A 23,069-nucleotide genomic window follows, 5' to 3' on the forward strand; every position below is an offset into this window, starting at 1 on the left:
ATTTTGGTTTGTAAGGCAATTATCTATGTATATCTTGCCTTACAGATTTTTTTTTGCTCACTTTTTCAGTGCCATTGGACTTTATTCCTCAAGATTGTGGAAAATAAGGACTCTTCGTCCTTACTACAAACCTTTGGAATGTTCGGACATTTTTCGCATTCCCACAGCCAATACGCTCAAAAACAACAGCCCCACCGCACCAGCTAGCGGATTGCCGTTAACTCCTGTCACCCAGTCGGGTACAGAGCCCGAATATCGCACTAACTGCCCGATGTTAATGATGTAATATCCCCAGATTAAACCTGCATGAAGCCCGATCGACAAACCGAGACGATTGTGGCGCGATCTTTTTCCCCAAACCAGAATCAAACCCAGCAACAACAACCCCGGAAACTGCGGCCAACTCCCCAGCATTGCCGCGACAGGTTTGATAAAATGAGATAGGGCAAACACCAGGCTATTCGCCCACAGAGATATTCTATAATTGTAATCCCGCTGCAACTCGTCCAGCAACCAACCACGGAATACCAACTCCTCGGCAAAACCGACTCCCAGGGCGCTTAACAGCCCTTCTGCGATGATTCTCGGCAAATTATCAGAATTTTGCCACGCGACAAAGCCGAACAACCCTTGCACCGCAAATAAGCTGAAAGTGAGCAAAAGCCCGATCGCCAATCCGATTAAAAGCTCAAAACCGTTTTGTCGCGTATTGATTAAACCGTAACTTTTGAGCAATTTGGTTTGTCCGTAAACCTGTTTTCCCCAGCGCGGCACTAGGAACAGAAACTCGGCAAACAACAATCCCATTGTCAGAATAGTTGCTAAGTTACTGTCTTTAACTAAGAGATAAATTGGTGCTGCTAGCGGCAGCCAAATTGCTAGCAAGATTATTAGGAAAATTATTACACGTAAAGGAAATGGATAAGTGGCTATTATTTGGATGCGGTTAATCATTGTTGTAAATGAGTTGAAATTGGGTAAATCGGCTTATTGGTCTGTCGGAGAGTCCGACAGGGGTTAAAAACCCCAGTCTCATAGCGAAAGTCCTCTCAAAGAAAACTGAAATTTATCACAATCTAATTTAGGTTGGCAGTCGGTTTTAACCGACTTTTTCTATAAGACGGGGATTTAAATCCCCGGCTGGCTTGCGGGTGAATGCGAGAAATTTTGGCTGAGTCAGGCTTGAGTAAATCCGAGAGTTAGAGTTGGATAAATCCGAGAGAATGTACAAAGCAGACGGAAAAAGCTAGAATGGCATCATATCGGTTGAAACTTTAAGTGAAGCAAAACTATAACATCAGGTAACAATGACTGAAGCCTCGGATTTTTCAAATGTCGATCGCGAATTAGATGACACAATTTTAAGCTTCGCAGACATTCAGGCAGAACTCAACCTGCGCCACGCTAAAGATGCTCTGCGAGATATAGTAGAAAATCTCGACTTGACAGTTCAAGAGCGAACTGGACTGGAACCGGAAATTGGCGGGTTGGAGAAAATGCTCGACAAGCTAGAGCGCGCTTGCGTGCAAATAGCCGTGTTTGGGATGGTGGGAAGGGGAAAATCTTCGGTTTTGAACGCGCTGCTAGGTCAAAATGTGTTTGAAACTGGCCCGACTCACGGGGTGACTCGCACCACGACTATCGGGCAGTGGGATGTCGGAGAGGGAATTGATGACAATTTGCCCGATAGATTTTCGCCAGTTGTTTACCGTTTGTCCCAAGTAGAATTAGTCGATACTCCGGGAATAGATGAAGTTGACGGCGAAACTCGCGAACTTTTAGCCCGCCGCGTTGCTAAACAAGCAGATTTGATTTTGTTTGTGGTGGCTGGCGACATTACGAAGGTGGAATACGCAGCACTTTCGCAGTTGCGGGAAGCCGGAAAACCGATGTTATTAGTGTTTAATAAAATTGACCAGTATCCCGATGCAGACAGGCTGGCAATTTATCATAAAATTCGAGACGATCGCGTCAGAGAATTGTTGTCTCCGGATGAAATTGTGATGGCGGCGGCTTCACCTTTGACGGCGAGGGCGGTGCGCCGTCCCGACGGAAGTATGGGCGTGCAAATGACTCGCAGTTTGCCACAAGTGCAAGATTTAAAATTAAAGATTTTGGAGATTTTAGACCGGGAAGGCAAATCTTTGGTAGCGCTGAATACGATGCTGTGTGCGGGTGATATTAACGAGCAGTTGGTGCAGCGAAAAATGGAAATTCGAGATGACGCGGCTAATCGAATTATCTGGAACGGGGTAATGACGAAATCGGTGGCGATCGCACTTAATCCAATTACTGTAGTCGATCTTGTTAGCGGTGCGGTAATTGATGTGGTGATGATCTTAACTTTATCTAAAGTTTACGGCATTGCGATGACGGAAGCGGGCGCGGTGGAATTGCTGCAAAAGATTGCGATTAGTATGGGGGGAATTACTGCCGGTGAATTGTTGGCTAATTTTGGTTTGAGTTCTTTGAAAGGATTGTTGGGTTTGGCAACGCCGGCGACGGGGGGTTTGGCTTTAGGGCCTTATTTGTCTGTGGCGGTGACGCAAGCTGCGATCGCGGGGGTTTCTTCCTATGGAATCGGTCAAGTTACTAAGGCTTATTTAGCTAATGGTGCTTCTTGGGGAGATGACGGGCCTAAGGCTGTGGTGAGCAAGATTTTGTCTTCTTTGGATGAGGATTCTATTTTAAATCGGATTAAGGAAGAGTTGCGGGCTAAGTTGGATTTGGGAAGTGTGGATAAACAGAAATTTCAGTGATTGTTTTGGGAATTATTCAACCGCAGATATAAAGCAGATAAACACAGATTAACGCAGATAATTTCAAAAATTAATAGCTTATGTTATTAACCATCTCCACAACTCGCGTACCTGCTACGGATTTGGGTTATTTGCTGCACAAACATCCCGATCGCCATCAATCCTTTCCGATGACTTTCGGGCAAGCCAGCGTGTTTTATCCAGAGGCAAATGCAGAAAGGTGCACGGCGGCTTTACTCTTAGATGTCGATCCGGTTGCTTTGGTGCGGGGCAAGTCGAAATCGGGCGATCGCCCTCTCGACCAATACGTGAACGATCGCCCCTACGTTGCCTCTTCGTTTCTGTCTGTCGCCCTCGCCAAGGTCTTTAGTACAGCTCTATCCGGTCGCTGCAAAGACCGCCCGGAACTCGCAGAAACAGCTATTCCTCTAACAGTTAATCTGTCGGTTTTGCCCTGTCGCGGTGGCGAGAAGTTCCTGCGGCAAATGTTTGAGCCGCTTGGCTATCAAGTCGCAGCAAAACCCCTGATTCTTGACGAGCAATTTCCCGAGTGGGGCGCGAGTCCTTACTTTTCTGTGGAACTGCAAAATACAGTTCGTTTGGCGGATTTGTTAAGCCATCTTTACGTGCTAATTCCAGTGTTGGATGACGACAAACATTATTGGGTGGGCGATGATGAAATCGAGAAGTTATTGCATCACGGCGAAGGTTGGCTGAACGCGCATCCCGCCCGCGAACAAATTGCCAACCGCTATCTGAAACGCCAGCGCCGTCTGACGCGAATTGCTGTAGCGCAGTTAGCAGAAGAAGATAATATTGACCCGGAGGATCTCGAAGTTTCTCACCAGCAAGAAGAGGAAGTTTTAGAACAGCGAATTAGTCTGAATCAACAGCGTTTAGATGCTGTGACGGAGGTTTTAAAAGCAAGAGGTGCTAAGCGAGTTGTAGATTTGGGCTGCGGTGAGGGAAAACTGCTGAAACTGCTTTTGAAAGAAAGCTCGATCGAACAAATTACAGGCGTCGATGTGTCCTTTCGGGCCTTGGAAATTGCCAGGGAACGTTTGCAGATCGATCGATTGTCTCCTGCAAAACAATCTCGCATTCAACTAATTCAAAGTTCGCTGATTTATCGGGACAGCCGTTTGGCTGGTTTTGATGCGGCGGCGGTGATTGAAGTAATCGAACATCTCGATTTAGAACGGTTAGCTGCTTTTGAGCGCGTTTTGTTTGAATTTATCCGACCCAAAAGTGCGATCGTCACAACTCCAAATATTGAATATAATGTTCGGTTTGAAAACTTGCCTGCGGGCAAATTTCGCCACCGGGATCACCGCTTTGAGTGGACGAGGGCAGAGTTTCAAACTTGGGCGAATGGGGTTGCCGAACGGTTTGGCTGTGGAGTAGAGTTTCGTTGTGTGGGAACTGAAGATTTAGAAGTAGGTTCGCCTACGCAAATGGCAATTTTCGCCCTGTGCAAATAATATTGACAGTCTGTTTGTGCTTACAATCTAGTTATACTTGGAAAAATGCAGGCTTCAGCTATGAGTAAATCTATTCAAACCCCGATCGTTAAAATTGACAATTCTCAGGGAATTCGCATTCCCAAATCTTTGTTAGAGCAAATTGGTATTAGCGAAGCAGTAGAAATCGAAGTTCAGGGCGATCGGATCGTGATTCGTGCAGCCCTAAAACCGCGTGCCGGCTGGGAGGAAGCGTTCGCAAAAATGGCAGAGCAACATGATGATGTCCTGCTTGATGATGTCACCACTACGGAGTGGGAGGATCTTGAGTGGCAATAAAATCAGCGCTGACGAACAAAAAGCAGTTTTAGATAGTTTGGTACAGATGTTGGCTGAATAATAATATTAAATGAAAATCACGATTCCAGAACTATCTTTAGTCGTTCTCATCGGTGCATCTGGTTCCGGCAAATCTACCTTTGCGCGGCAGCACTTCCTACCTACAGAAATCATTTCATCGGATTACTGCCGCAGTCTGGTTTCCGACGACGAAAACAATCAAGCGGCCACCGCTGATGCTTTTGAAGTATTGCATTTAATCGCTGCTAAACGTCTGGCTGCGGGTAAGCTAACTGTGATTGATGCCACAAACGTTCAGCCGGAAAGCCGCAAACCTTTGGTGGAATTAGCTCGCAAATACCATTGCTTTTTGGTTGCTATTGTGCTAGATTTACCAGAAAAATTGTGTGGCGATCGCAATCAACAACGTGCAAACCGCAATTTTGGAAATCATGTAATTCGCCGCCACGTTCAGAATTTAAAGCGATCGCTCAAATCTCTAGATAGGGAAGGATTTCGGTACGTTTACGTCCTCCGTTCCCCAGAGGAAATCGAGGCGGTGGAAGTCGAGAGACAACCGCTGTGGAACAACCGCAAACACGATCGCGGCCCTTTTGACATTATCGGCGACGTTCACGGCTGCTGCGACGAATTGGAACAATTGCTGCAACAGTTGGGCTATCAAATTATCGAAAAATCCAGCCAATCCGATTTGGGGAATTTTGCTACCTACGCGCACCCGGAGGGTCGTAAAGCCGTGTTTTTGGGCGATTTGGTCGATCGGGGCCCGCGCATTCTCGACACCCTCAAACTCGTGCGAAACATGGTACTCGCAGAAACAGCTTTGTGCGTACCTGGAAATCACGACATCAAACTGCTGCGAAAACTCAACGGCAAAAATGTCAAAATCAACCACGGACTCGAACAAACCTTAGCAGAAATTGCCGCTTTACCGGATGAATTGCGCGAATCAGCAGTACGAGAAATTCGCCAATTTTTAGATAGTTCGATCGGGCATTACGTCCTCGATGGCGGAAAATTAGTCGTCGCCCACGCCGGGATGAAAGCTGAATTTCAGGGACGCGCATCGCGCCGCATTCGAGATTTCGCCTTGTACGGAGAAACAACTGGCGAAATCGATGAATTCGGCTTGCCCGTCCGCTACAATTGGGCCGCCGAATATCGAGGTCAGGCAGCGGTTGTTTACGGACACACCCCCGTTCCAGAAACAGAATGGTTTAACAATACTGTTGATATTGACACGGGCTGCGTTTTCGGAGGCAAACTAACAGCTTTGCGGTATCCAGAAAGAGAATTTGTCAGCGTTCCTGCTGCTAGAATTTACTGCGAACCTGCCAAACCGATCGCCTTTCAAGACAGCCCAACTCCACTTAACAATAGAGACATTAATTCACCCGCGATCGATAGCGGTTTGGCGGAAGTAAATCTCACCGCCCAACAGCAGTTTGATGACGTATTAGACATTGCCGACGTACTCGGAAAACGCATCATTTCAACTCGCCTGCAAAGGAACATTACGATTAAAGAAGAAAATGCGATCGCAGCCCTAGAAGTAATGAGTCGGTTTGCCGCCAATCCCAAATGGCTGATTTATTTGCCGCCCACAATGTCTCCCGCTGCTACCTCCAACGAACCAGGACTTTTAGAACATCCAGCCGAAGCATTTAGCTACTACCAACAGCAGGGCATATCGACAGTTGTGTGCGAAGAAAAGCACATGGGTTCCCGTGCAGTTGTCATTGTTTGCCGCGACGCACCGGCAGCTTTACGGCGCTTTGGCATTCTCAGCGAAAGTATGGGCATTTGCTACACCCGCACGGGACGGCATTTTTTCGATAATTCTACCTTAGAAAGAGAATTTTTAGCGCGGGTAAATGTCGCTCTCACTGCGAGCAATTTTTGGGATAATTTTCAAACCGATTGGGTGTGTTTGGACTGCGAATTAATGCCTTGGTCAGCCAAAGCTCAAGGTTTATTGAAAGAGCAATATGCCGCCGTGGGAACAGCATCTCGTCACGGGTTTGCGGAGGCGATTAAGAATTTAGAACAGGCAAAACAGCGGGGAGTTGAAATTAATTATTTGCTGACTAGCTACCAAGAGCGAGCCGAACTAGCCGAGCGCTATGTTCATGCCTACCAGCGCTACTGCTGGCCAGTGAAATCCCTCTTGGATCTCAAATTAGCGCCTTTCCACATCTTGGCAACCGAGGGAACTGTTCACACTGACAAAAATCACTGTTGGCACATGGAACAGATTTCACAAATTTGTAAAGCTGACCCGGAATTGCTGTTAGCTACTGAATACAAAATAGTTGAAATTGCCGATTTTGACAGCAGATTCGCAGGGATTCAATGGTGGGAAAAACTGACGGCTGCGGGAGGTGAAGGAATGGTTGTTAAGCCAATGGATTTTATTGTTAAAAATAGCAAAGGACTCGTACAGCCTGCGGTAAAATGTCGCGGTAAAGAGTATTTGCGAATTATTTACGGTCTGGAATATTCTTTGCCGGAATATTTAGAAAAACTGCGATCGCGCGGACTTTCCGGCAAGCGTTCTTTGGCGTTGCGAGAGTTTGCTCTCGGTGTAGAAGCATTGGAGAGATTTGTTGCGGGTGCTCCATTGAGACAAGTTCACGAGTGCGTTTTCGGAGTTTTAGCGATGGAGAGCGAACCTGTCGATCCGAGGCTGTAATCTGAAGGTAGAAAGGAGGCGATCGCTCATTCATTTCCTCCTACTAATCGCTGTACTTCCAATGCCGATAAATTCATCATTTGTGCGACTTGTTCTAACTTCATGCCCGAATTTAACAGTTGAGAAACGAGCTCGCGCAAGGCTGATTCCGCCGCCAGCCGTGCTTGTTGCTATTCCTCATGAGTCTTCAGAAACTCTCCTGTTTGAGGATTTCTAAACCTCAATTCTCCAGAGACTATGTGCAATTCCAGTCCCAATACTTCGCTGTACAGCCACAGCGTATCGAAGGCGATATTATTGACGGGAATCGGCTCGTACTGGTTGTTGACTAAACGCACTCCTTGCAATATCGGATTGAGATATAGCGCTTCTCATAAAGATGAGGTATTTACTAATTAATTAACAATTCCTCAATCCCCCAATCTAAAATCTAAAATCTAAAATCTAAAATCTAAACTTGTACCTCATCTATCTGAAAAAGGCTATAATCCCCAGATGGATCGTACTGAAAGTATTCCCTGACTCCCAAACTTCGATAAGTTTCTGGTTTTGTTTCTTGGTCTACATCTTGAGTTGTTGCCGATGTTATTTCTAGGACAAACTGGGGAGTTATTCCGCCTTCTTGCCAAACTTTGTAGTTATCTCTTTTGCGTTTACTAACTCCGAATACTGCATAGACATCGGGAGCAACTACTGCTGCTTTGTTGCCTTCTTCGTAATAGACGAAAGAATTTGCTGACACGTATACATCCGATCGACCTTGAAAGTACAGCTTCAGAGCTTCCACGCTGTAAGTCATGTAATCGCGCGTGATGTCGCTTTCCGCCATCGGTTCTCCGTCGCTGCTGGGATATTCTATTTCTGATTGTTCGAGAGAAGTTAAAACATTCATGGTTTAAGTCTCCTCAATGCTGGTTATTTTTATTTTAGGCGACGAGAAATTAATTTTTTTTATAAAAAAAAGGCGTTTGTCAAGTACAAACGCCTTTTTATAGAGTTACAAACGCGGCGTCTTATCTTGTTTAAACGACGCTAACCATTCGCGAATTTGGTCGGCCGCAATCTCGCGCCCGCCCAAACCAAAAGCTAGAGCAATGCCAACTGCGATCGCCCCAAGCAGCAGCCCGAAAGCCAAATTCACAATATCGCTGCCAATGCCCATTTGTTGCAGCGCCAAGGCCCCAACAAAAGCAATAATCGCGATCCGAGCCGTTTGGCCCAAAAGCCGCGCTTGGCGAGTTCCAGAACTGGCAATCAAACTAAACGCCAGATTTGCCAAATACAAGCCGATCGCAAATACCACCAAACCGGCTAGCACCCGGCCTGCAACCAGCACAATACCGCTAACAATCGCCGTCAGCGCTGGAATCTGCAGCACGTCGGTAGCAGCCACCACAGCAAACAGAACGATCGTCACCTGCACCACAATGCCGACAAACTCAGAAGGCGTGCGGGCCGGAAGTTCGGGTTCCTGAAGTATTGTTGCCTCCGGATCGATCGAACTCCCCGGTAGCCTCAGCGGCTGTTTCGGCGGCTGCACTCCCAACCAAGAAAAGACATTGTTAAAGCCAATTCCCGTCAGGATATTAGTAACCAAATCGCCTACCCAGCGCCCCAAAATGTAAGCAACCGACAGAATCACGGCTGCCGTAAAGATTTTGGGAACCGCGCCCAAAATGTCGTTGAGCATCGCGACTGCCGGCTGGGAAATCGCCTGAATGTCCAAAGCGTTGAGAGCTGCGATCGCCGTTGGAATCAAAATTAAAACATAGACGATCGTCCCGACAATCCACGACAGCGATTGTCCGCCCGAAGTCCGCGAAATTCCAAACCGAGCGCCCAAACTGTCTGCCCCAGCAGCAGCCAACAGATTTGTGACAATCCGCCGCACCACCACAGCCAGCAGCCAGCCGACAAACCCAATCAGCACAGCTTCCAGAATTTTCGGAATTGCCGCCAGGATTTGGTTGAGCAAATTATTCACTGGCAGCAGAGCCTGCTGCATTTCCAGCGAGTCGAGAATCAGCGGCAAAAACAGCAGAAAAATGAACCAGTACAGCGCATTCGCCACAGTATCGCTCAGCAGCAAAGGGCGTTCAGCGGGCGCTGCGCCCACCTCCTGATTCAAGCGCTCGTCCACGTTAAAAGTCCGCATCGCCCGCGATACGGCCATTTTGGCTACAGTTGCCAACACCCAAGCAATCCCCAACCAAATTAGCGCGCCTGCTAACTTCGGCAAGAAACCGGTAATTTGATTCAGAAAAGTATTGAGGGGTTGCGAGACAGCCGTTAGATTCAGCCGGTTGAAAAAGGCAATTAGGAAAAAGACAAAAATGATCCAGAACACCGCGGCGGAAATCCATTTTTCCACTTGCGGGACTCCCGATCCGTCCGGGCGGCCGGTAATCCAAGCAGCCAGTCGGTTGTCGATCGTAGTCTTCTTGAGCAATCCCCCCACTACAGATGAGACGAGGGCTGATACTATCAAGCCAACTAGCAGGATACCGACGGCCCAGATGAGATTTTCAATGTTTGATCCCTGAAGGAAATTGTTAATTCCGCGTTCGGCATCTGTCAGCGCATTCCCGGGCTGGGCCTGGGCCAAAATGCGATCGGACAAAGCCGCTATGGGGCCCGATATCGGTTGAGTTATTTCTTGCCAAGTTTCATTCATTTTTTTCTCAGGTTAACCTCAGATTTGACAAGGAGAAGACGAAACTTTAATAATAGTTCCAAAAAATCTAGACATCGCCTAAACTTAATGTTTGTACACTTTTAATCGTACTGGGTTAACTACAAAACCCTCTATCGAATTTGGGGTAAACCCATCTCCGACTGCTTTTGGGCTAATATTCAAAGAACCGTTCACATCGGCATTTTTTAGTTGTCCAGTTTTGGTTCTGAACAATCCTCTTTTTACCCTACTGCCAATGTAGTCGGAATGTTGTTGAATTGGTTCCAAATCCAAATCTGAACATTTGGATGTGTAACTCTCCTCAACTAACACAACTTGAATTACCGCAACTTGTCCCTTGTACTGCAACATTTGCAGCAACCGGCGATGGGTAATACAGGCAAAATTTTGATTTCTAATCTTACCAGTATTAATCCCATCTTTAAAATCCTGGTTCCAGCCTATAACCACCAAGCCCATTTGATGATTGACGAGTTCTTTGATAATTGCGGAACTCGTCGTGTGGAGGTAGCAATCCACTTTACAGTTACGCTTGTGCCACAATCTGGGGAGTTTTTCACCGTTTTTTTGCGCTGCAGGCAGCAATGATTTAAGTGCCGATGAAACTTGATTGCAGTATTGATTGGTTAACTTAACAGCCCGTCCGTCGTAGATTGTCGGTACTAACCAAGGAACATTGTAGGTTAATGTTGCCAGATTGTTTAATTCTAAATCTCTGGTAGCTACTCTCTGATTTACTTGTAAAGGCTGTTCTAACTTTTCATAGAGCACCTCGACAACACAACAACCTACTTTTGGAACAATCCGGATTTCCAGAATCGAGGTGACTTTTGAGGGCAACCAAATATTAGTCCCAGAGGGGCGAGCATATCTTTTTTTTAAGGCTCTTTTCCTGACAGCTTGACAATTAAAGACAACTACAAAGCGCCCGTCCTCTCTTTTTCGCTCTCTTGAACCTTTATAATGAAAGATTTGCGGTGCTGCTTTAAATTTAGTTGGGTTTTCCTGATAGTTTCGCACCGCTAGATAATAGCTAGTCGATGCTTTGAGGACTAAGCCGATCGTACTTTGCGGTACTTTTGCGGGAAGTGCTTTGTAATCAGGACTTGTTTTGAGTGCGAACTCGACAGCCAGAGCGTTTGTTTGTTGGCTGGCGAAAAAGTTTTGACGGTAGATGTAGTTAGCGCTGTTGTAAAGGTTTTTGTACAGCCAAGACAGTCGATCGGCTGCTCGATAAAACCTATGATTTGGTTTAATGACGTGCCTTTCGACTAGCTGCATAATTGGTATATATACTTTAATTCAAGATGATACACTGTATTTATGAGTGTGTCAATCTTTTAATTTCTGGAAAAATTGACTGTACAAGTAAATAAATGACTATAAAGTAAGCAAAGTTTTGTAATACCCTCCTTGTTGCAGGCAATCATGTCAATTCGTCAAGTTTTCGAGCAATCCATTGAAATTCGCGCTGCTGCTACTCTGGTGGAGCAGTGTATCGTCGATCGCACTTTAATGCACAAGTGGCTCAATCCGCTGCTGCGCTGCGATCCCCAGGGCGAATGGGATACTGCTGTAGGAAGTCGCAGCTTATTTATCATAAAAATTCCGGTTTTGCAACCCACTTTAGAGAGTGTTGTGTTGGAGCGACAACCCGGTTTAATTGTTTGGGGGTTTGACGGATTTTTCAAAGGATGCGATCGTTGGGAATGCCAGCCTCAAGTCCAAGGAACTCTCTTAATTAACCGCTTTGAATTTCAAATTCCCAATCCTTTAATTAGATTTGGTTTCAATCGCTTTGCAGCCCCCTGGACGCAGAAAGATATGAAAGACCAACTCCGCAGACTCAAACGGGTAGCCGAGCAATTATCTCAAAAAATGGGTAATGGATAATCGATCGTGGATAATTGGTAATTGGTAATGAGTAATATCTAAAAACTAAGAGCTCAGGACTTACGCATCGCGGCCCAAAAACCGGGTTTTTTACCCAATCTACTGTTTGCACTTTTCGGAAAAAAACCCGGTTTCTAAACAATCGCGCACAAGTCCTAGAGCTAATAAGAAAAAAATCACCGATTCCCAATTCCGAATTCCCAATAATTCCCTGCAACTTCAGTTATTTACTTTGCATTCCCGATGGAGTGGGCTGACAAATCATTTCTCTCGCCGAATTCACGGCTTGGTTGGCTGTATTTTGCAAAGCCGGGGAATTCTGATACAAAGCTTGCAAATCTTGCACGTCTTTAATCACTCGATCGTAGATAGCCATAGCTTGATTCCCGTCAACTTCTAAAGCCGGAGGGGTGTAATTTTGCATCACTTCTATCAGTGATATTTTGCCATCTTTAGAAGCTGCGACTAAAGCATCGCGCAGTGCCGGCGCGCTTTGAAGCCGAGTTGCCGGCGTATAAGCAACCTCTCCCAATTGTTTGAAAACAATTTCCCCAAAATAAGTGCTTGCCAGCCGCGCTACTAATTGGGAATCTAAAGGCACTTCTCGCGTTAATATTTCGCGGACTGAATCGGGAGTTTGTTTCGCAAGACTCAGAACGCTTTGCAGTTGAGAGGAAGCTTTGCCAGTTTGTGCAAAGCTTTGCAAGTCGCTCATCGGTAGTGTTACGTCAACAGCACCGTATTTTACGGTAACATTGTCTAATGCAAAGGCTTTGCCGCTGCTGAGGAATACTGCACTTGTTCCCAGCAAAAGCGCCAAACCTAATGATAAAGACTTTGACATTCTTTTAGCTAAATGGGCTGACAGCGGTTGCATTCCGTTGAGATAACCTTGTTGAAACTGAAAGTTCATGAGTTTGTGCCTCTTTAGGTCAAAATACTTTTTCGATCGTCTGTGCGGGTATCAGTCGGGAAAGTGGACTCGGGAGTTCCATAAATGACCTATGATTTTACAGTCATGTCAAGCAAATTTAACCTATCAAAAGATAGGTGTCAATCGATCGCTTATATGTTAATGGCACAGGGGCGATAATTTGATAGAGCTTTGCAAAACTTATAAAAGCGAGATTTGGTCGTCGGACAGCAGTTGATTGAGTGTCGCTTTCACGTATTATAGTGTGCGACATATAGCGAATTTAAGTTCAAAGATCCCGATCGAGCCAATCGAGCAATTGGCGAATTGTAGCAGCATCAGCAGCATTCGGAGCATTTCTCAGGTATAGTTCCAAATCGTGGCGCGCCTCGGTCAAGCGGCCGACTTGATAGTAGAGAATTCCGCGATCGCGCCGTTCCCCCACCGCATCGGGAAACAGCAGCAAAATCCGTTCGAGTGCCAAGAGTACCCTCACAGCATCTCGCTGCTGCAAGTAAATCGCCTTCAGATTTCCCAGCATTCGCCCCAAAAAATGCCGGCGACTTACCGGGGCTAGAAAAGTTGGCTGCAACTCCATCGGTTGACTGTAAATTTGAGAAAGTCTGGCTTGACAATCTTCTGGAAATAATATCTCGCCGCCGTTAAACGCATCAACAAAAATACCAGCTTCTTCAAAATCCGGTCTAATTAAAAAATGTCCCGGCATCCCTATTCCCACCATTGGAAAATCAATGCGCTTAGCAACTTCCAAATAAACCAAAGATAAAGAGATCGGAATGCCAGTACGCCGATCGATCACTTCATTCAAAAAGCTATTGCGGGGGTCATAATAATCAGCATCGTTGCCCGCAAACTTCAATTCCCCGTATAAATAGGCGTTAATAGTTTGAATGATCCGCAGCGGATAATTCTGTGCCGGCAGGCGATCGCGCACTTCATCTGCGATCGTGTCGAGAGCGTTGAGATACTCCTCGGGTTCTAAATTTGGGTATTCTTCCAAAGCCATGTAAAGAGCAGCTTTCGCCAGGTCGATCGAGCCATCCGGCTGATTTATTTCTCGATAAAATAGTTGTCTGGCGATCGGAAAATCCATATTTATTATTGATTTATTTTTAATTTACATTTTGTACCAATATTATGAACAGGCTTTCCGGCCTGTCCCACAACAAATATTATTCGGTTAAAACAGGCATTTTTTGCAGTATAATTAACTTTTTTTTATCGTAACACAGGCATTTTTTTTTGTGCAACAGGCCGGAAAACCTGTTGCAGCTTTTTGTAGTATAGTTAATTTTTTTATGGTAAAACAGGCATTTTTTCTTGTGCAACAGGCCGGAAAGCCTGTTGCCCAAAAGATATTAAAAACAGTGCATTATTGAAATTTTAATACATTATAAATTTTTTCATATAAATCAGCCATTATTTTTAATAAAGCTTCACGATTTTTTTGGCATCGAGCCAGCTTGACGTGAACGTCATCCGATATCAAATTAGCTTTCAAATCCCGTGACTTTTGCCAATCACCCAATTGCGGCGAAAAATCCGAGCCAAAGTCGATTCTTCCAAAGCAAAATAGATAGGGCGGCCGTGAGGACAAGTGCGCGGATTGCGAGTTTGCTGCCATTCATCCAACAAATTTTGCATTTGCAAAAGATTTAAAGGAGTACCGTTTTTCATAGCACTGCGGCAAGCAGTCGCAACTTGAGCCGCTTGCAAATCTGCGACTTTACTGAGTTCAAAAAGCGCATCGGCACAGTCATCTCGATCGGCTAACAATTCAGGAACTTCGCGGGCAGCCCATAGCTGTTCGCCAAAAGTTTCTACTTCCAAACCCAAGCGGGATAAATTCTCAATTTGCAGCGCCGATAACTGACTGAGAATCACGGGTTTTTCTAGACATTTTAGCTGCCAAGCCGCACACAATTGCTCGTACAAAACGCGCTCGTGAGCGATGTGCTGTTCTATCAACCACATTCCGCTGGAATGTTCCGCAACAATGTAAGTATTGTGAACTTGAGCGATCGCCCTCAATTCCATCAATCCTATTTGATTAGCATTTTCCTCTTCACCGCCGCCATCATTCTGCCTGGCCGAACTCCCGACACTGTAAGCACTTTTTTGTTCGGATGCCTTCAGCAATTGTCCCACTCGATCGGGAATTGGGGCAGCAGGCAAAACTTCATCATTCAGGTGCAAAGCGCGAGCAATTGCCTCGCTAATTTGTTCTTGCCAAAAACTCGGATCGTGCAGATAAATTTCCACCTTAGCCGGGTGGCGGTTCCAATCAATTTCTGAGGGGGAGATTTGCAGGTGGACAAAACACACTGGATAGCGATCGCGCGGACAAGTGCGGGCAAAGGCGCTGAGAATAGTTTGCTCTAATTCGGGCGATCGCACAACTCGCCGGTTCACCCCAACTTTCACCCAATCCGGCCGCCTGCGGTGACAGCGATCGGGCAAACCAATTACTAACTCCAAACGCTGGGAATTGGGCATTTGGAATTGAGAACTGGCAACTGGTAATTGGTAATTAGGCTTAACTGCCACTCCAACAAGTTGAGTTTCTTTGACTAAATTTGCTGGTTTATTATTTGCAGGACTGGCAGGCAAATCTAACTTTAAATACTGCAAATCGCTCGCTCGCACGCCGCGCACAAATTGAGGTAAAAGTTGTTCCGCTGTGCTACCAGGAGTTACGTGCAAACAAGGCGTGTTTCCTTGACGCAACTGCCAATTAACGTGCGGGTGACAAATAGCAATTTGCTGAATGATTGATTGGATCGATCGCATTTGCTGTGCGGGCGACAAAAAACTGCGGCGCACAGGCCAATTGCCAAACAAATTATCAACAGTCACCACCGTACCAGGAGCGATCGCCGCTGTTTCCACCTGCACAGCAACGCCGGCGTTGTTGTAAACCACCCGCCAGCCCGATCGAGCATTTTCAATTCCCCCCTTGTTAAACGATGATTTGGCGGGGGTTTGTGCCGACTCTCGATTTTCCGAAAAATCCCCCAATCCCAAATCATTCGATCGGCTCAAAACCTCCAAACAGCCCAACTGAGCTAAACTGTGCAAAGCTTCCCCGCGAAATCCCAAAGTATCAATTTTGTAAAGGTCAGCTTCAGTGGTAATTTTGCTCGTACTGTGAGGGGAAGCCGCCTGCTGCAAATTTTCCAGATCCATTCCCGTACCATTATCTGCAACTTGCACCCGCCACTGTTCCGGCCAGACAGAAACAACGATGCGAGTTGCGCCAGCATCCAGAGAATTTTCAACTAATTCTCGTACCGCAGCGGCGATCGAGTCAATCACTTCGCCTGCAGCAATTAAATTGATAACTTCTGTGGGTAAGGTTTGAATAGTAACTGGCATCAGATTTTTAGCAGTTCATTAATTCAATTCTACTTGATTCTACCAATCGCTAGACAGTATTAGGAATTACCTTCTAAAAGCTGGTTTCTTAGATAGTCTTCGACGCACGGGCGGTCAGGAAGCTGCAAAAGTAATTCATCCCGACCAAAGAAACTGGTAAAACCCCAGTTTCTTTGGTATGTATGCGTCCTGGACTATGATAAAAATCATCCCTGACGGCAAAACCCGGTTTCTTCACATATTTTGGTCATCTTAGATCGAACGTGACAACGATAAAGCGGTTTTTTTGTCGAGTGCATCCAGGACTGAAAATATTGTTCGATCGCAAGATATCTACTCATCAACCAAATCTCTGAGGCTTAGTGAGAAAGTCCTCAGTATATATCTCCTTACCTACTTACAGCGGATCTGCTCAAGCTTTGATTTTCGGCAAGTGGATGTAAAAAGTTGTTCCTTTTTCGTCCTCCGACTCATAAGTTATTTTCCCTTTGTGAGCCTCAACGATCGACTTAACAATCGCCGTTCCCAACCCGGTACCAGTCCGCTTGCCATAAGTCACAAACGGTTCAAATAACTTTTCTTTAATTGTCGGCGGAATGCCCGGGCCGTTATCGTAAATGCTAATTTCTGCCCACTCCTGACTTTGTGTCACCGCAATCTCCACCCGACCCCCTCTTCCGCCAAAAGCCTCAACCGCATTCCCAACTAAATTTTGTAAAACGCGCAAAATCTTATTTTCGTCTGCTTCCACTATGACTTCTGTCACCCGTACTACCAAATCTACTTTTGCTGCTTCGCAATAAACTCTGTTCAACTTTTCAAACTGCTGCAACGTCTGAATTAGATTAACTGGCTTTTTATGTAATACAGAATTACCGCGCGAAAATTCTAATACTTCTTCAGCCATCCCCAACATTCGCTGAACCTGCAATTGAATAAGTTCGCACCACTCCTGAGTTTCCTCATCTTCGTGCATTTCTTTGAGCATTTCTGTGGAGAGTTTAATTCCGGTAAAAGGACTTTTGAAATCGTGAATAATTGTACTCACCATTTCTCCTACCAGTACCATTTTTTGTTTGTGTACCAACTGGCTAACATATTGATCCGTGGTATCACGTAAATTTTTAGTAATGAAACTAAACATTTGCAGTACCGAACTGCCTTTAGCAAACTGGAGAGTTGTTATTAGTTCTTCACGGCCTATTTTGGCCAAAGTCGAGCCTGCAACTGCCACAGCTCTAGCACTGCGAGGTTCTCCGTCTAAAACTCCGAGTTCGCCAAAATAATCGTCTGGCTTAGCGACAGCAACAGTTTGATATTTATTGTTTTCAATGCGCTTGCTAAACTCGACTTTACCTTCTAAAACTAGATATAAAAAATCTGCTGTTTCTCCTTCTTCAAAAACCAGCGTTTCCTCAGTAAAGCTCTCCAAAACAGCTATTTGGCAAAGGTGAGCAGCTTGCTCTGGTTCAAAATAAGACATAAATCGATGAAATGCCAGATCCATGTTAAAATACCTGAGACTTAATTTAAACAGTTTCTTTCTTCTATTTTCGCCGACCGGGATCGGTGCGTTAATAAAATACAATGCTGCTTGAATCTGTCTCTATTTTCTGACATCCCAGGCTTGGATGCAAGGATCTGGGTCGGGATGCAGAGCCAGATCCTTGCATAGCAGCAGCAGTAATCTCACCAAAATTCTCAGTTAATTGACTAAAATACATAAATATTGTACTATTTTTTAGATTTATATTGGATGTGCGGGCGGGTTCCCCGGGCAGCCTCAGAAGATTTTAACTGTAGAGAGATCGTGTAATTTAAATGCCGATCGACCGAGTTTGCAAAAATTAACACTCACCCGATAAAACGATCGCAGCATTCTGCCCGCCAAAGCCAAAACTTAAACAAACCGCATTTCTGACAATAGCCGATCGCGCACAGCGAACAAAATCTAATTCAAACCCCGGTTTTGTCATTCCAACGCAAGGCGGCAACATCTGATATTTAACACTCATCAAACAAAAAGCCGCGCCCAAAGCTCCCGAAGCTCCCAAAGTATGACCCGTAGCTCCCTTAGTAGAACTAACAGCAACTCCTCGGTGAAATAACTTCTCAATTAACAGTGCTTCGTGTCGGTCATTTAACTCAGTTGCAGTACCGTGAGCGTGAATAAAATCTATATCAATCGCCTCTAAATTACTGCGTTTCAAACATTGATTTACCGCCGCGATCGCACTTTTCCCCCCCAGAGCCGGGGCAGTAGCATGGCAAGCATCATTTGTCAAGCCAAAACCGGAAATTCGACCGTAGATTTTAGCGCCGCGACGCCTTGCCAACTCGGCGGATTCTAATACAAATAAAGCCCCGCCTTCACCGAGCACAAACCCTTCCCGATTTTCGTCAAACGGATAGCACCCAGTGTTTGCCAAAGCACCCATCCGGCTGAATCCAGCCAGAGTCAGCGGTGTGATAGGCGCTTCCACAGCACCTGCGATCGCCCGCTGACACTCACCGGTGCGGATTAAATCAACAGCGCGGGCGATCGACTGTAGGCCCGTCGCACAAGCAGCCATCGGTGCCAGTACCGGCCCCGTCGAACCAATTGCCCTCGCCGCTGCGATCGCCCCCATGTGAGGCAAAAAATTCACAAATTGAGAATCGGTAATTGAGAATTTGGAATCGGTAATTGGGAATTCCCTTCCATCTTCCGACTTCCATCTTCCGACTTCCCTCCGACTTCTTCCAACTTCGGTCTTTCTTCCATCCGTTACATCAGTGACAGAATCCGCTGCCGAACTTCCTTCGCTTGCCAACAGTTCCAAATTTGCCTGGAAGCCTCGGCTAGAACCGATCGCAATCCCGCAATCAGGCAAAGGCAAAGTCAAATTAGCATCTTTTAAAGCATCTGCCAAAACCTGCCGAGTTAAAGTTATTAAGCCCGCAGGTTTTTTACCAATTAAAGCCAAATGTCGCGCTTCAAGTGCTAAAAAAGGTTGATGCCGATCGATTCCCGACTCTCCAGAAAGCAGTCTTTTCCAGCTTGTTTTCAGAGTGCCTAAAGCCGAAACAAGACCAATTCCAGTAACAACAACATCCATAAAGCCGATTTGAGATTTGAGATTTGAGATTTTGGATTAACATTCCTGGACGCACGCTAACAAAAAAAAACCCGCTCGAACGTGACAAAGATCGAGCGTATACGACCAAATTACTTGTCGAGACCGGGTTTTTGCGTCCAGGACGGATTAAAATAAGCATCAGAGCCAAATATTTGAGATTTTGGATTAAAAAGAAATAGTCTCAAATCCAATTCCATTCTCTCAAATCTAACTTCACAAGCATCAGATAGCGACCGTGGGAAAAATCCCAAATCTCAAATCCAAAATCCCAAATCTCAAATCCAAAATTGCTTTACTACCTTTAGCTAGCAGCCTTAAAATTTTCCAAACCCTGAGTAACGGTAGCTTTATCAATTCGATCGCCCGCTTCAATCTTATCAATCACATCCATCCCTTGCTTGACGTACCCAAAAACCGCATAGCTGCCGTCCAAAAACGGTACATCGGTCAAAGTAAAGTAAAACTGAGAAGAAGCCGAATCAGGACTCTGCGATCGAGCCATAGCCACCGCCCCGCGACTGTGCATCAACACGGGTTTCTCCTTAACTCCAGCTTGTTCTAACGTTTGGCTGTAAGTAGGGTTTGCAGCACCTTTAGCTTTAATTTCCAGAGGAATCCTGCGTTCCTGAGAAGTTTTTGGGTCAACAAAACCCCCAGTTCCCAGTCGCGCTGTAGGAAATTTAGGGTCTTTGCCCTGGGGGTCGCCGCCCTGAACTACAAAAGGCTGAGGTTCCCGGACGACTCGGTGAAAAACCAATCCGTCGTACACACCTTTCTGAACCAAATCGACAAAATTTCCCGCAGTAATTGGCGCATTTGTGCCGTCGAGTTCGATCGTAATTGGAGCACCTTTAACCGTCATCACCACCGTTGCTTTTCCTGCCAATCGCGGCAAGTTGCTAAATTGCGAACTCGCCGCGACAGCAGGAGAAGGAGACGGAGACAAAGAAATATTTTCACCCGACGCCGGATTCGGTGTCGGAGTCGAGTTCGTAGCCGGGGAACTACCGCATCCCCCAACAAACAACGCGCCAATTATTAAAAGTGAGAACAACCACCGCTGAATTTTGATTTGCATTTGCATTTGTATTTTCACTTTGAGTCAATTACGGACTTTGCAACTAAAGATTTTAATTCAATAGTCCGGAGGGTTTTGAGTTCGCAGTCTGAAACCCGCGATTTTCCTTTGGTAGCCAATTTACCGAATCGCCTTGAAAGCCTTATTCTACGGTTGGCTATCAAAAACTGTCTGAAGTATTGTTAATTGATAGATTCAAAAATTGGTAACGGGTTTACTTGCAGATCGATCTTTTTCACTTACCAGGTGGGTAAGGTGCGCGGTCGGGCGCACCCTACTAGAGATTACCAATCGAAAATCGAAAATCGAAAATCCCTACAGTCCTTCTAGGGGAACTTGCAAAAATCGAGCCAATTCGGCCGCTTGATTTTCCACTTCCGACAAAGCAATCGGCTGTCCGACTCTAGTCAAGGGAAACTGACGGCGGTCTTTGAGCTTAAGATAAATACTGCGGCGGGGATTGAGACCTTCTTTAATGTCCACCCTCACAGATTGCACGTCCGATGTCTTGCAATTAAAATCAACTTTGCGGTTTTTGCCGGGAAAACCCCAGCGAAAGATCCGAATGTTACCAGTTTGCCGATCGAACTCGTTGTAACCGCCACCGACATCCCAGAGAATAGTCAGCCACAGGTAAAGCGCCAACAGCACGCCGCAGACACCGTAGAAACTCATCGCAATGCCTTGGGGGATGAAAACGAGCTGAGTCGGGTCAGAAAAAGGCAGCAGGTTAACGTGCAAGTAGCTGGAAATGCCCGACAGCAGGAAACCAGTCCCTCCAATGCTGACCACCGTCGCCCACCAGTAATTGCTGAAGCGGCGGGAGCCCAAAACCGGGTAGCGCAGGACAGGATCGATCGAGGTCATTGTTTTTGCAGTCATAAAATTAAACAGCCTTAAAGCCAAATCTTAATTCAATTAGTCCACCGAGCGTGAGGCTTCGCTGACGCAATCGCAACGAGTGGGTGGGGATTGTGTATCAACTCCTGCTAATTATGGTCAACTACCCGCCATCAAGCGGAGTACCGCTATGATGGGGGCTTGTATCTGAACTCCACCTCAATTCCGAAAACCTCGAAAGGATTTCAGCTTTGGCTTCACGGCTCGATACATGAGGGAGTGCTGACAAGACCCCGGTACTCATCCAGGTTTGCCGGACGAGCAACGTTCTAAGTGCGATATTTCGCGCCCCAACCAGATCTGCATGAAGTTGATGCCCACAGCATTCACAGCGGAAAATCAGCCCCTTGTTCGGTCGATTAGCCTTTGAGGTATGCCCACATTTAGGGCAACTTTGCGAGGTGTAATGTGCCGGAACTTTAGTAGCTAACGAGCCAACCAGCACAGCCTTGTAATCGATATAGCCATGCAATTCGGCAAACGACCATTGAGCCACGTTCCTGTTAGCTTTCCGTTGTTTCTTGCTTGCCCGTTTGCCCGATTTAGATGTAGTTCGATCGCGTATTCCGGTCAGATATTCTAGTCCAATCAGGCTGTTAGGCTTGGCGATTTTACTCGCAATCTGGTGGTTCACATCAGCGATAAACCGTCTCTCCCGTCCCGACAAAGCGATTAATCTTCGCTTCGCGGAACGGGTGTCTTTTCGCTGTAGAGATTGTCTGGCTTTTTGATAACGGTTGGCTCGATGTCTAGCCGCCTTGCCCGAATAGAAACTCGACTTATTAGCTAAGTCTGTTTCGACTGCGAGGTATCTCATTCCCACATCTATACCAGAAATTCTAGTGATGTTCAGTGGGTCGAGAGTAGGCGTTTCCACCTCCAAGCTCACCATTAGATAGTAAGTCTTCGAGGATTTCTGGTAGACAATTTTAGCAGCACCGATCTTCTTGGACACTCGCATCAGATCGATGTGCTTGTTGTAGCCATCAAACGGAACAACAATTCGACCATCCAGGGTGTTAATACTAACCCGTCGATCCTTTTTAAAGGAGTAGTCGCGCTGGTAATTAAGCGTACAAGTCCGCGAGGTGTATTTGGGAGCTCGATCGAGTCCCTTGTACCGCCGCTTGGTATACCCAGCTTTAATCGCCTCGCTATTCTGCTTGGCTTTAGTCCACAGCGTCTTAAAAGTCGCAGCAACTTGTCTTGGCACGTTACACGCCATCTGGGAACCAAGCCCAAATAATGCCCGTAGCTCCGAGTAGACCAACTTTTGTAGTTTAGCTCCGTTGCCAGATTTACCGTTATCAAATGCCACTTGGGATGCGTAGTTCAGCGCATCCCGATAGGCCAAAGAAACCTGAGCTACCGAGATTTTTTGCTCGGCAGTCAGGTTTAATTTGAGTTTGGCGGTAATTACTTGGCTCACAACTTCTTCAACAGATAAGAGGATAATCTTACCCTGTGAAGGATTTGAGTGCAAGCGCAGAGTGTTTGTTCGTCTCCTCAACCACCGCCACCTCGCCGCTTGGCGACGAAGGGTCAGTTGGATTGTTGCTGAGCATCGTCAACCAAGATGGCATTCCTCTCAACCACGCTTTCATCGAGTACACCTCTAGTGGGGGAACTATGCTGTTCTAGTTGAAAAATTATGAACTTCTAATATATAGTTATGTTAACTTTAATTAGAAACCTTGGTCTTTTAACAAGCAAAAGGATTTTACCCCAATGACAATCGCAGTCGGACGCGCCCAGAACGAAAGAGGCATCTTTGATGTACTCGACGACTGGCTCAAACGCGATC

Annotated in this window: 19 protein-coding genes; 6 read left to right on the top strand and 13 right to left on the bottom strand. The window is 46.0% G+C overall.

All coding sequences use genetic code 11. The features are described 5' to 3' along the window. Nucleotides 1-123: 123 nt before the first annotated feature. The gene (locus tag QUA80_RS29680; RefSeq protein WP_333428546.1) at nt 124-954 is read right to left on the bottom strand and encodes a CPBP family intramembrane glutamic endopeptidase; all 831 of its coding nucleotides are present in this window, start codon (nt 952-954) and stop codon (nt 124-126) included. A 353-nt stretch (nt 955-1,307) separates the two neighbouring features. Here QUA80_RS29680 and QUA80_RS29685 point away from each other — a divergent pair, with 353 nt between their 5' ends. From QUA80_RS29685 to QUA80_RS29700, 4 genes are all read left to right on the top strand, one after another. Continuing rightward, nucleotides 1,308-2,759 carry a GTP-binding protein gene (locus QUA80_RS29685; protein WP_333428547.1) on the top strand — a complete coding sequence of 484 codons (1,452 nt, stop codon included), beginning with the start codon at nt 1,308-1,310 and terminating at the stop codon, nt 2,757-2,759. An 80-nt stretch (nt 2,760-2,839) separates the two neighbouring features. Then, a complete protein-coding gene (locus tag QUA80_RS29690) occupies nt 2,840-4,240 on the top strand; it encodes a 3' terminal RNA ribose 2'-O-methyltransferase Hen1 (RefSeq protein WP_333428548.1) in 1,401 nt (466 codons plus the stop codon). A gap of 60 nt (nt 4,241-4,300) precedes the next feature. After that, a complete protein-coding gene (locus tag QUA80_RS29695; RefSeq protein ID WP_333428549.1) occupies nt 4,301-4,558 on the top strand; it encodes an AbrB/MazE/SpoVT family DNA-binding domain-containing protein in 258 nt (85 codons plus the stop codon). A 70-nt stretch (nt 4,559-4,628) separates the two neighbouring features. Then, the gene (locus QUA80_RS29700) at nt 4,629-7,271 is read left to right on the top strand and encodes a polynucleotide kinase-phosphatase (protein WP_333428550.1); all 2,643 of its coding nucleotides are present in this window, start codon (nt 4,629-4,631) and stop codon (nt 7,269-7,271) included. Nucleotides 7,272-7,441: 170 nt separating this feature from the next. Here the strand turns inward: QUA80_RS29700 and QUA80_RS29705 are convergent, their stop codons facing one another. The 4 genes from QUA80_RS29705 to QUA80_RS29720 form a co-directional block, all read right to left on the bottom strand. Beyond that, on the bottom strand, nt 7,442-7,609 hold the full coding sequence (locus QUA80_RS29705; protein WP_333428551.1) for a hypothetical protein: 168 nt from the start codon (nt 7,607-7,609) through the stop codon (nt 7,442-7,444). Nucleotides 7,610-7,722: 113 nt separating this feature from the next. After that, nucleotides 7,723-8,163, bottom strand: a complete 441-nt coding sequence (locus tag QUA80_RS29710; protein ID WP_333428552.1) for a Uma2 family endonuclease — start codon at nt 8,161-8,163, stop codon at nt 7,723-7,725. 105 nt (nt 8,164-8,268) lie between these two features. Then, nucleotides 8,269-9,945 (bottom strand): mechanosensitive ion channel, encoded by a 1,677-nt coding sequence (locus QUA80_RS29715; RefSeq protein WP_333428553.1) that lies wholly within the window; start codon nt 9,943-9,945, stop codon nt 8,269-8,271. Nucleotides 9,946-10,029: 84 nt separating this feature from the next. Beyond that, nucleotides 10,030-11,247, bottom strand: coding sequence for a transposase (locus QUA80_RS29720; protein ID WP_333428554.1), 1,218 nt, complete (start codon nt 11,245-11,247; stop codon nt 10,030-10,032). 147 nt (nt 11,248-11,394) lie between these two features. Here QUA80_RS29720 and QUA80_RS29725 point away from each other — a divergent pair, with 147 nt between their 5' ends. After that, the gene (locus tag QUA80_RS29725; RefSeq protein ID WP_333428555.1) at nt 11,395-11,859 is read left to right on the top strand and encodes an SRPBCC family protein; all 465 of its coding nucleotides are present in this window, start codon (nt 11,395-11,397) and stop codon (nt 11,857-11,859) included. 223 nt (nt 11,860-12,082) lie between these two features. Here the strand turns inward: QUA80_RS29725 and QUA80_RS29730 are convergent, their stop codons facing one another. The 8 genes from QUA80_RS29730 to QUA80_RS29765 form a co-directional block, all read right to left on the bottom strand. After that, entirely contained in the window at nt 12,083-12,772 is a 690-nt protein-coding gene (locus QUA80_RS29730) for an alpha/beta hydrolase (RefSeq protein ID WP_333428556.1), read from the bottom strand. Nucleotides 12,773-13,061: 289 nt separating this feature from the next. Continuing rightward, a complete protein-coding gene (locus QUA80_RS29735; protein WP_333428557.1) occupies nt 13,062-13,886 on the bottom strand; it encodes a transglutaminase-like domain-containing protein in 825 nt (274 codons plus the stop codon). A gap of 404 nt (nt 13,887-14,290) precedes the next feature. Beyond that, entirely contained in the window at nt 14,291-16,168 is a 1,878-nt protein-coding gene (mutL, locus tag QUA80_RS29740; protein ID WP_333428558.1) for a DNA mismatch repair endonuclease MutL, read from the bottom strand. Between the two features lie 412 nt (nt 16,169-16,580). Then, nucleotides 16,581-17,675, bottom strand: coding sequence for an ATP-binding protein (locus tag QUA80_RS29745; RefSeq protein ID WP_333428559.1), 1,095 nt, complete (start codon nt 17,673-17,675; stop codon nt 16,581-16,583). A 340-nt stretch (nt 17,676-18,015) separates the two neighbouring features. Beyond that, complete coding sequence (locus tag QUA80_RS29750) at nt 18,016-19,266, bottom strand: beta-ketoacyl synthase N-terminal-like domain-containing protein (protein ID WP_333428560.1); 1,251 nt, start codon at nt 19,264-19,266, stop codon at nt 18,016-18,018. A 322-nt stretch (nt 19,267-19,588) separates the two neighbouring features. Next, on the bottom strand, nt 19,589-20,371 hold the full coding sequence (locus tag QUA80_RS29755; protein ID WP_445302303.1) for a peptidylprolyl isomerase: 783 nt from the start codon (nt 20,369-20,371) through the stop codon (nt 19,589-19,591). A 309-nt stretch (nt 20,372-20,680) separates the two neighbouring features. Beyond that, nucleotides 20,681-21,247, bottom strand: coding sequence for a photosystem I assembly protein Ycf4 (locus QUA80_RS29760; RefSeq protein ID WP_333428562.1), 567 nt, complete (start codon nt 21,245-21,247; stop codon nt 20,681-20,683). A 121-nt stretch (nt 21,248-21,368) separates the two neighbouring features. Beyond that, nucleotides 21,369-22,694, bottom strand: coding sequence for a transposase (locus QUA80_RS29765; protein WP_333428563.1), 1,326 nt, complete (start codon nt 22,692-22,694; stop codon nt 21,369-21,371). Nucleotides 22,695-22,738: 44 nt separating this feature from the next. Here QUA80_RS29765 and QUA80_RS29770 point away from each other — a divergent pair, with 44 nt between their 5' ends. After that, complete coding sequence (locus QUA80_RS29770; RefSeq protein ID WP_333428564.1) at nt 22,739-22,906, top strand: hypothetical protein; 168 nt, start codon at nt 22,739-22,741, stop codon at nt 22,904-22,906. The last annotated feature ends 163 nt before the right edge of the window (nt 22,907-23,069 follow it).

It is taken from the genome of Microcoleus sp. F4-D5 (genome assembly GCF_036704885.1).
Lineage (GTDB): Bacteria > Cyanobacteriota > Cyanobacteriia > Cyanobacteriales > Microcoleaceae > Microcoleus.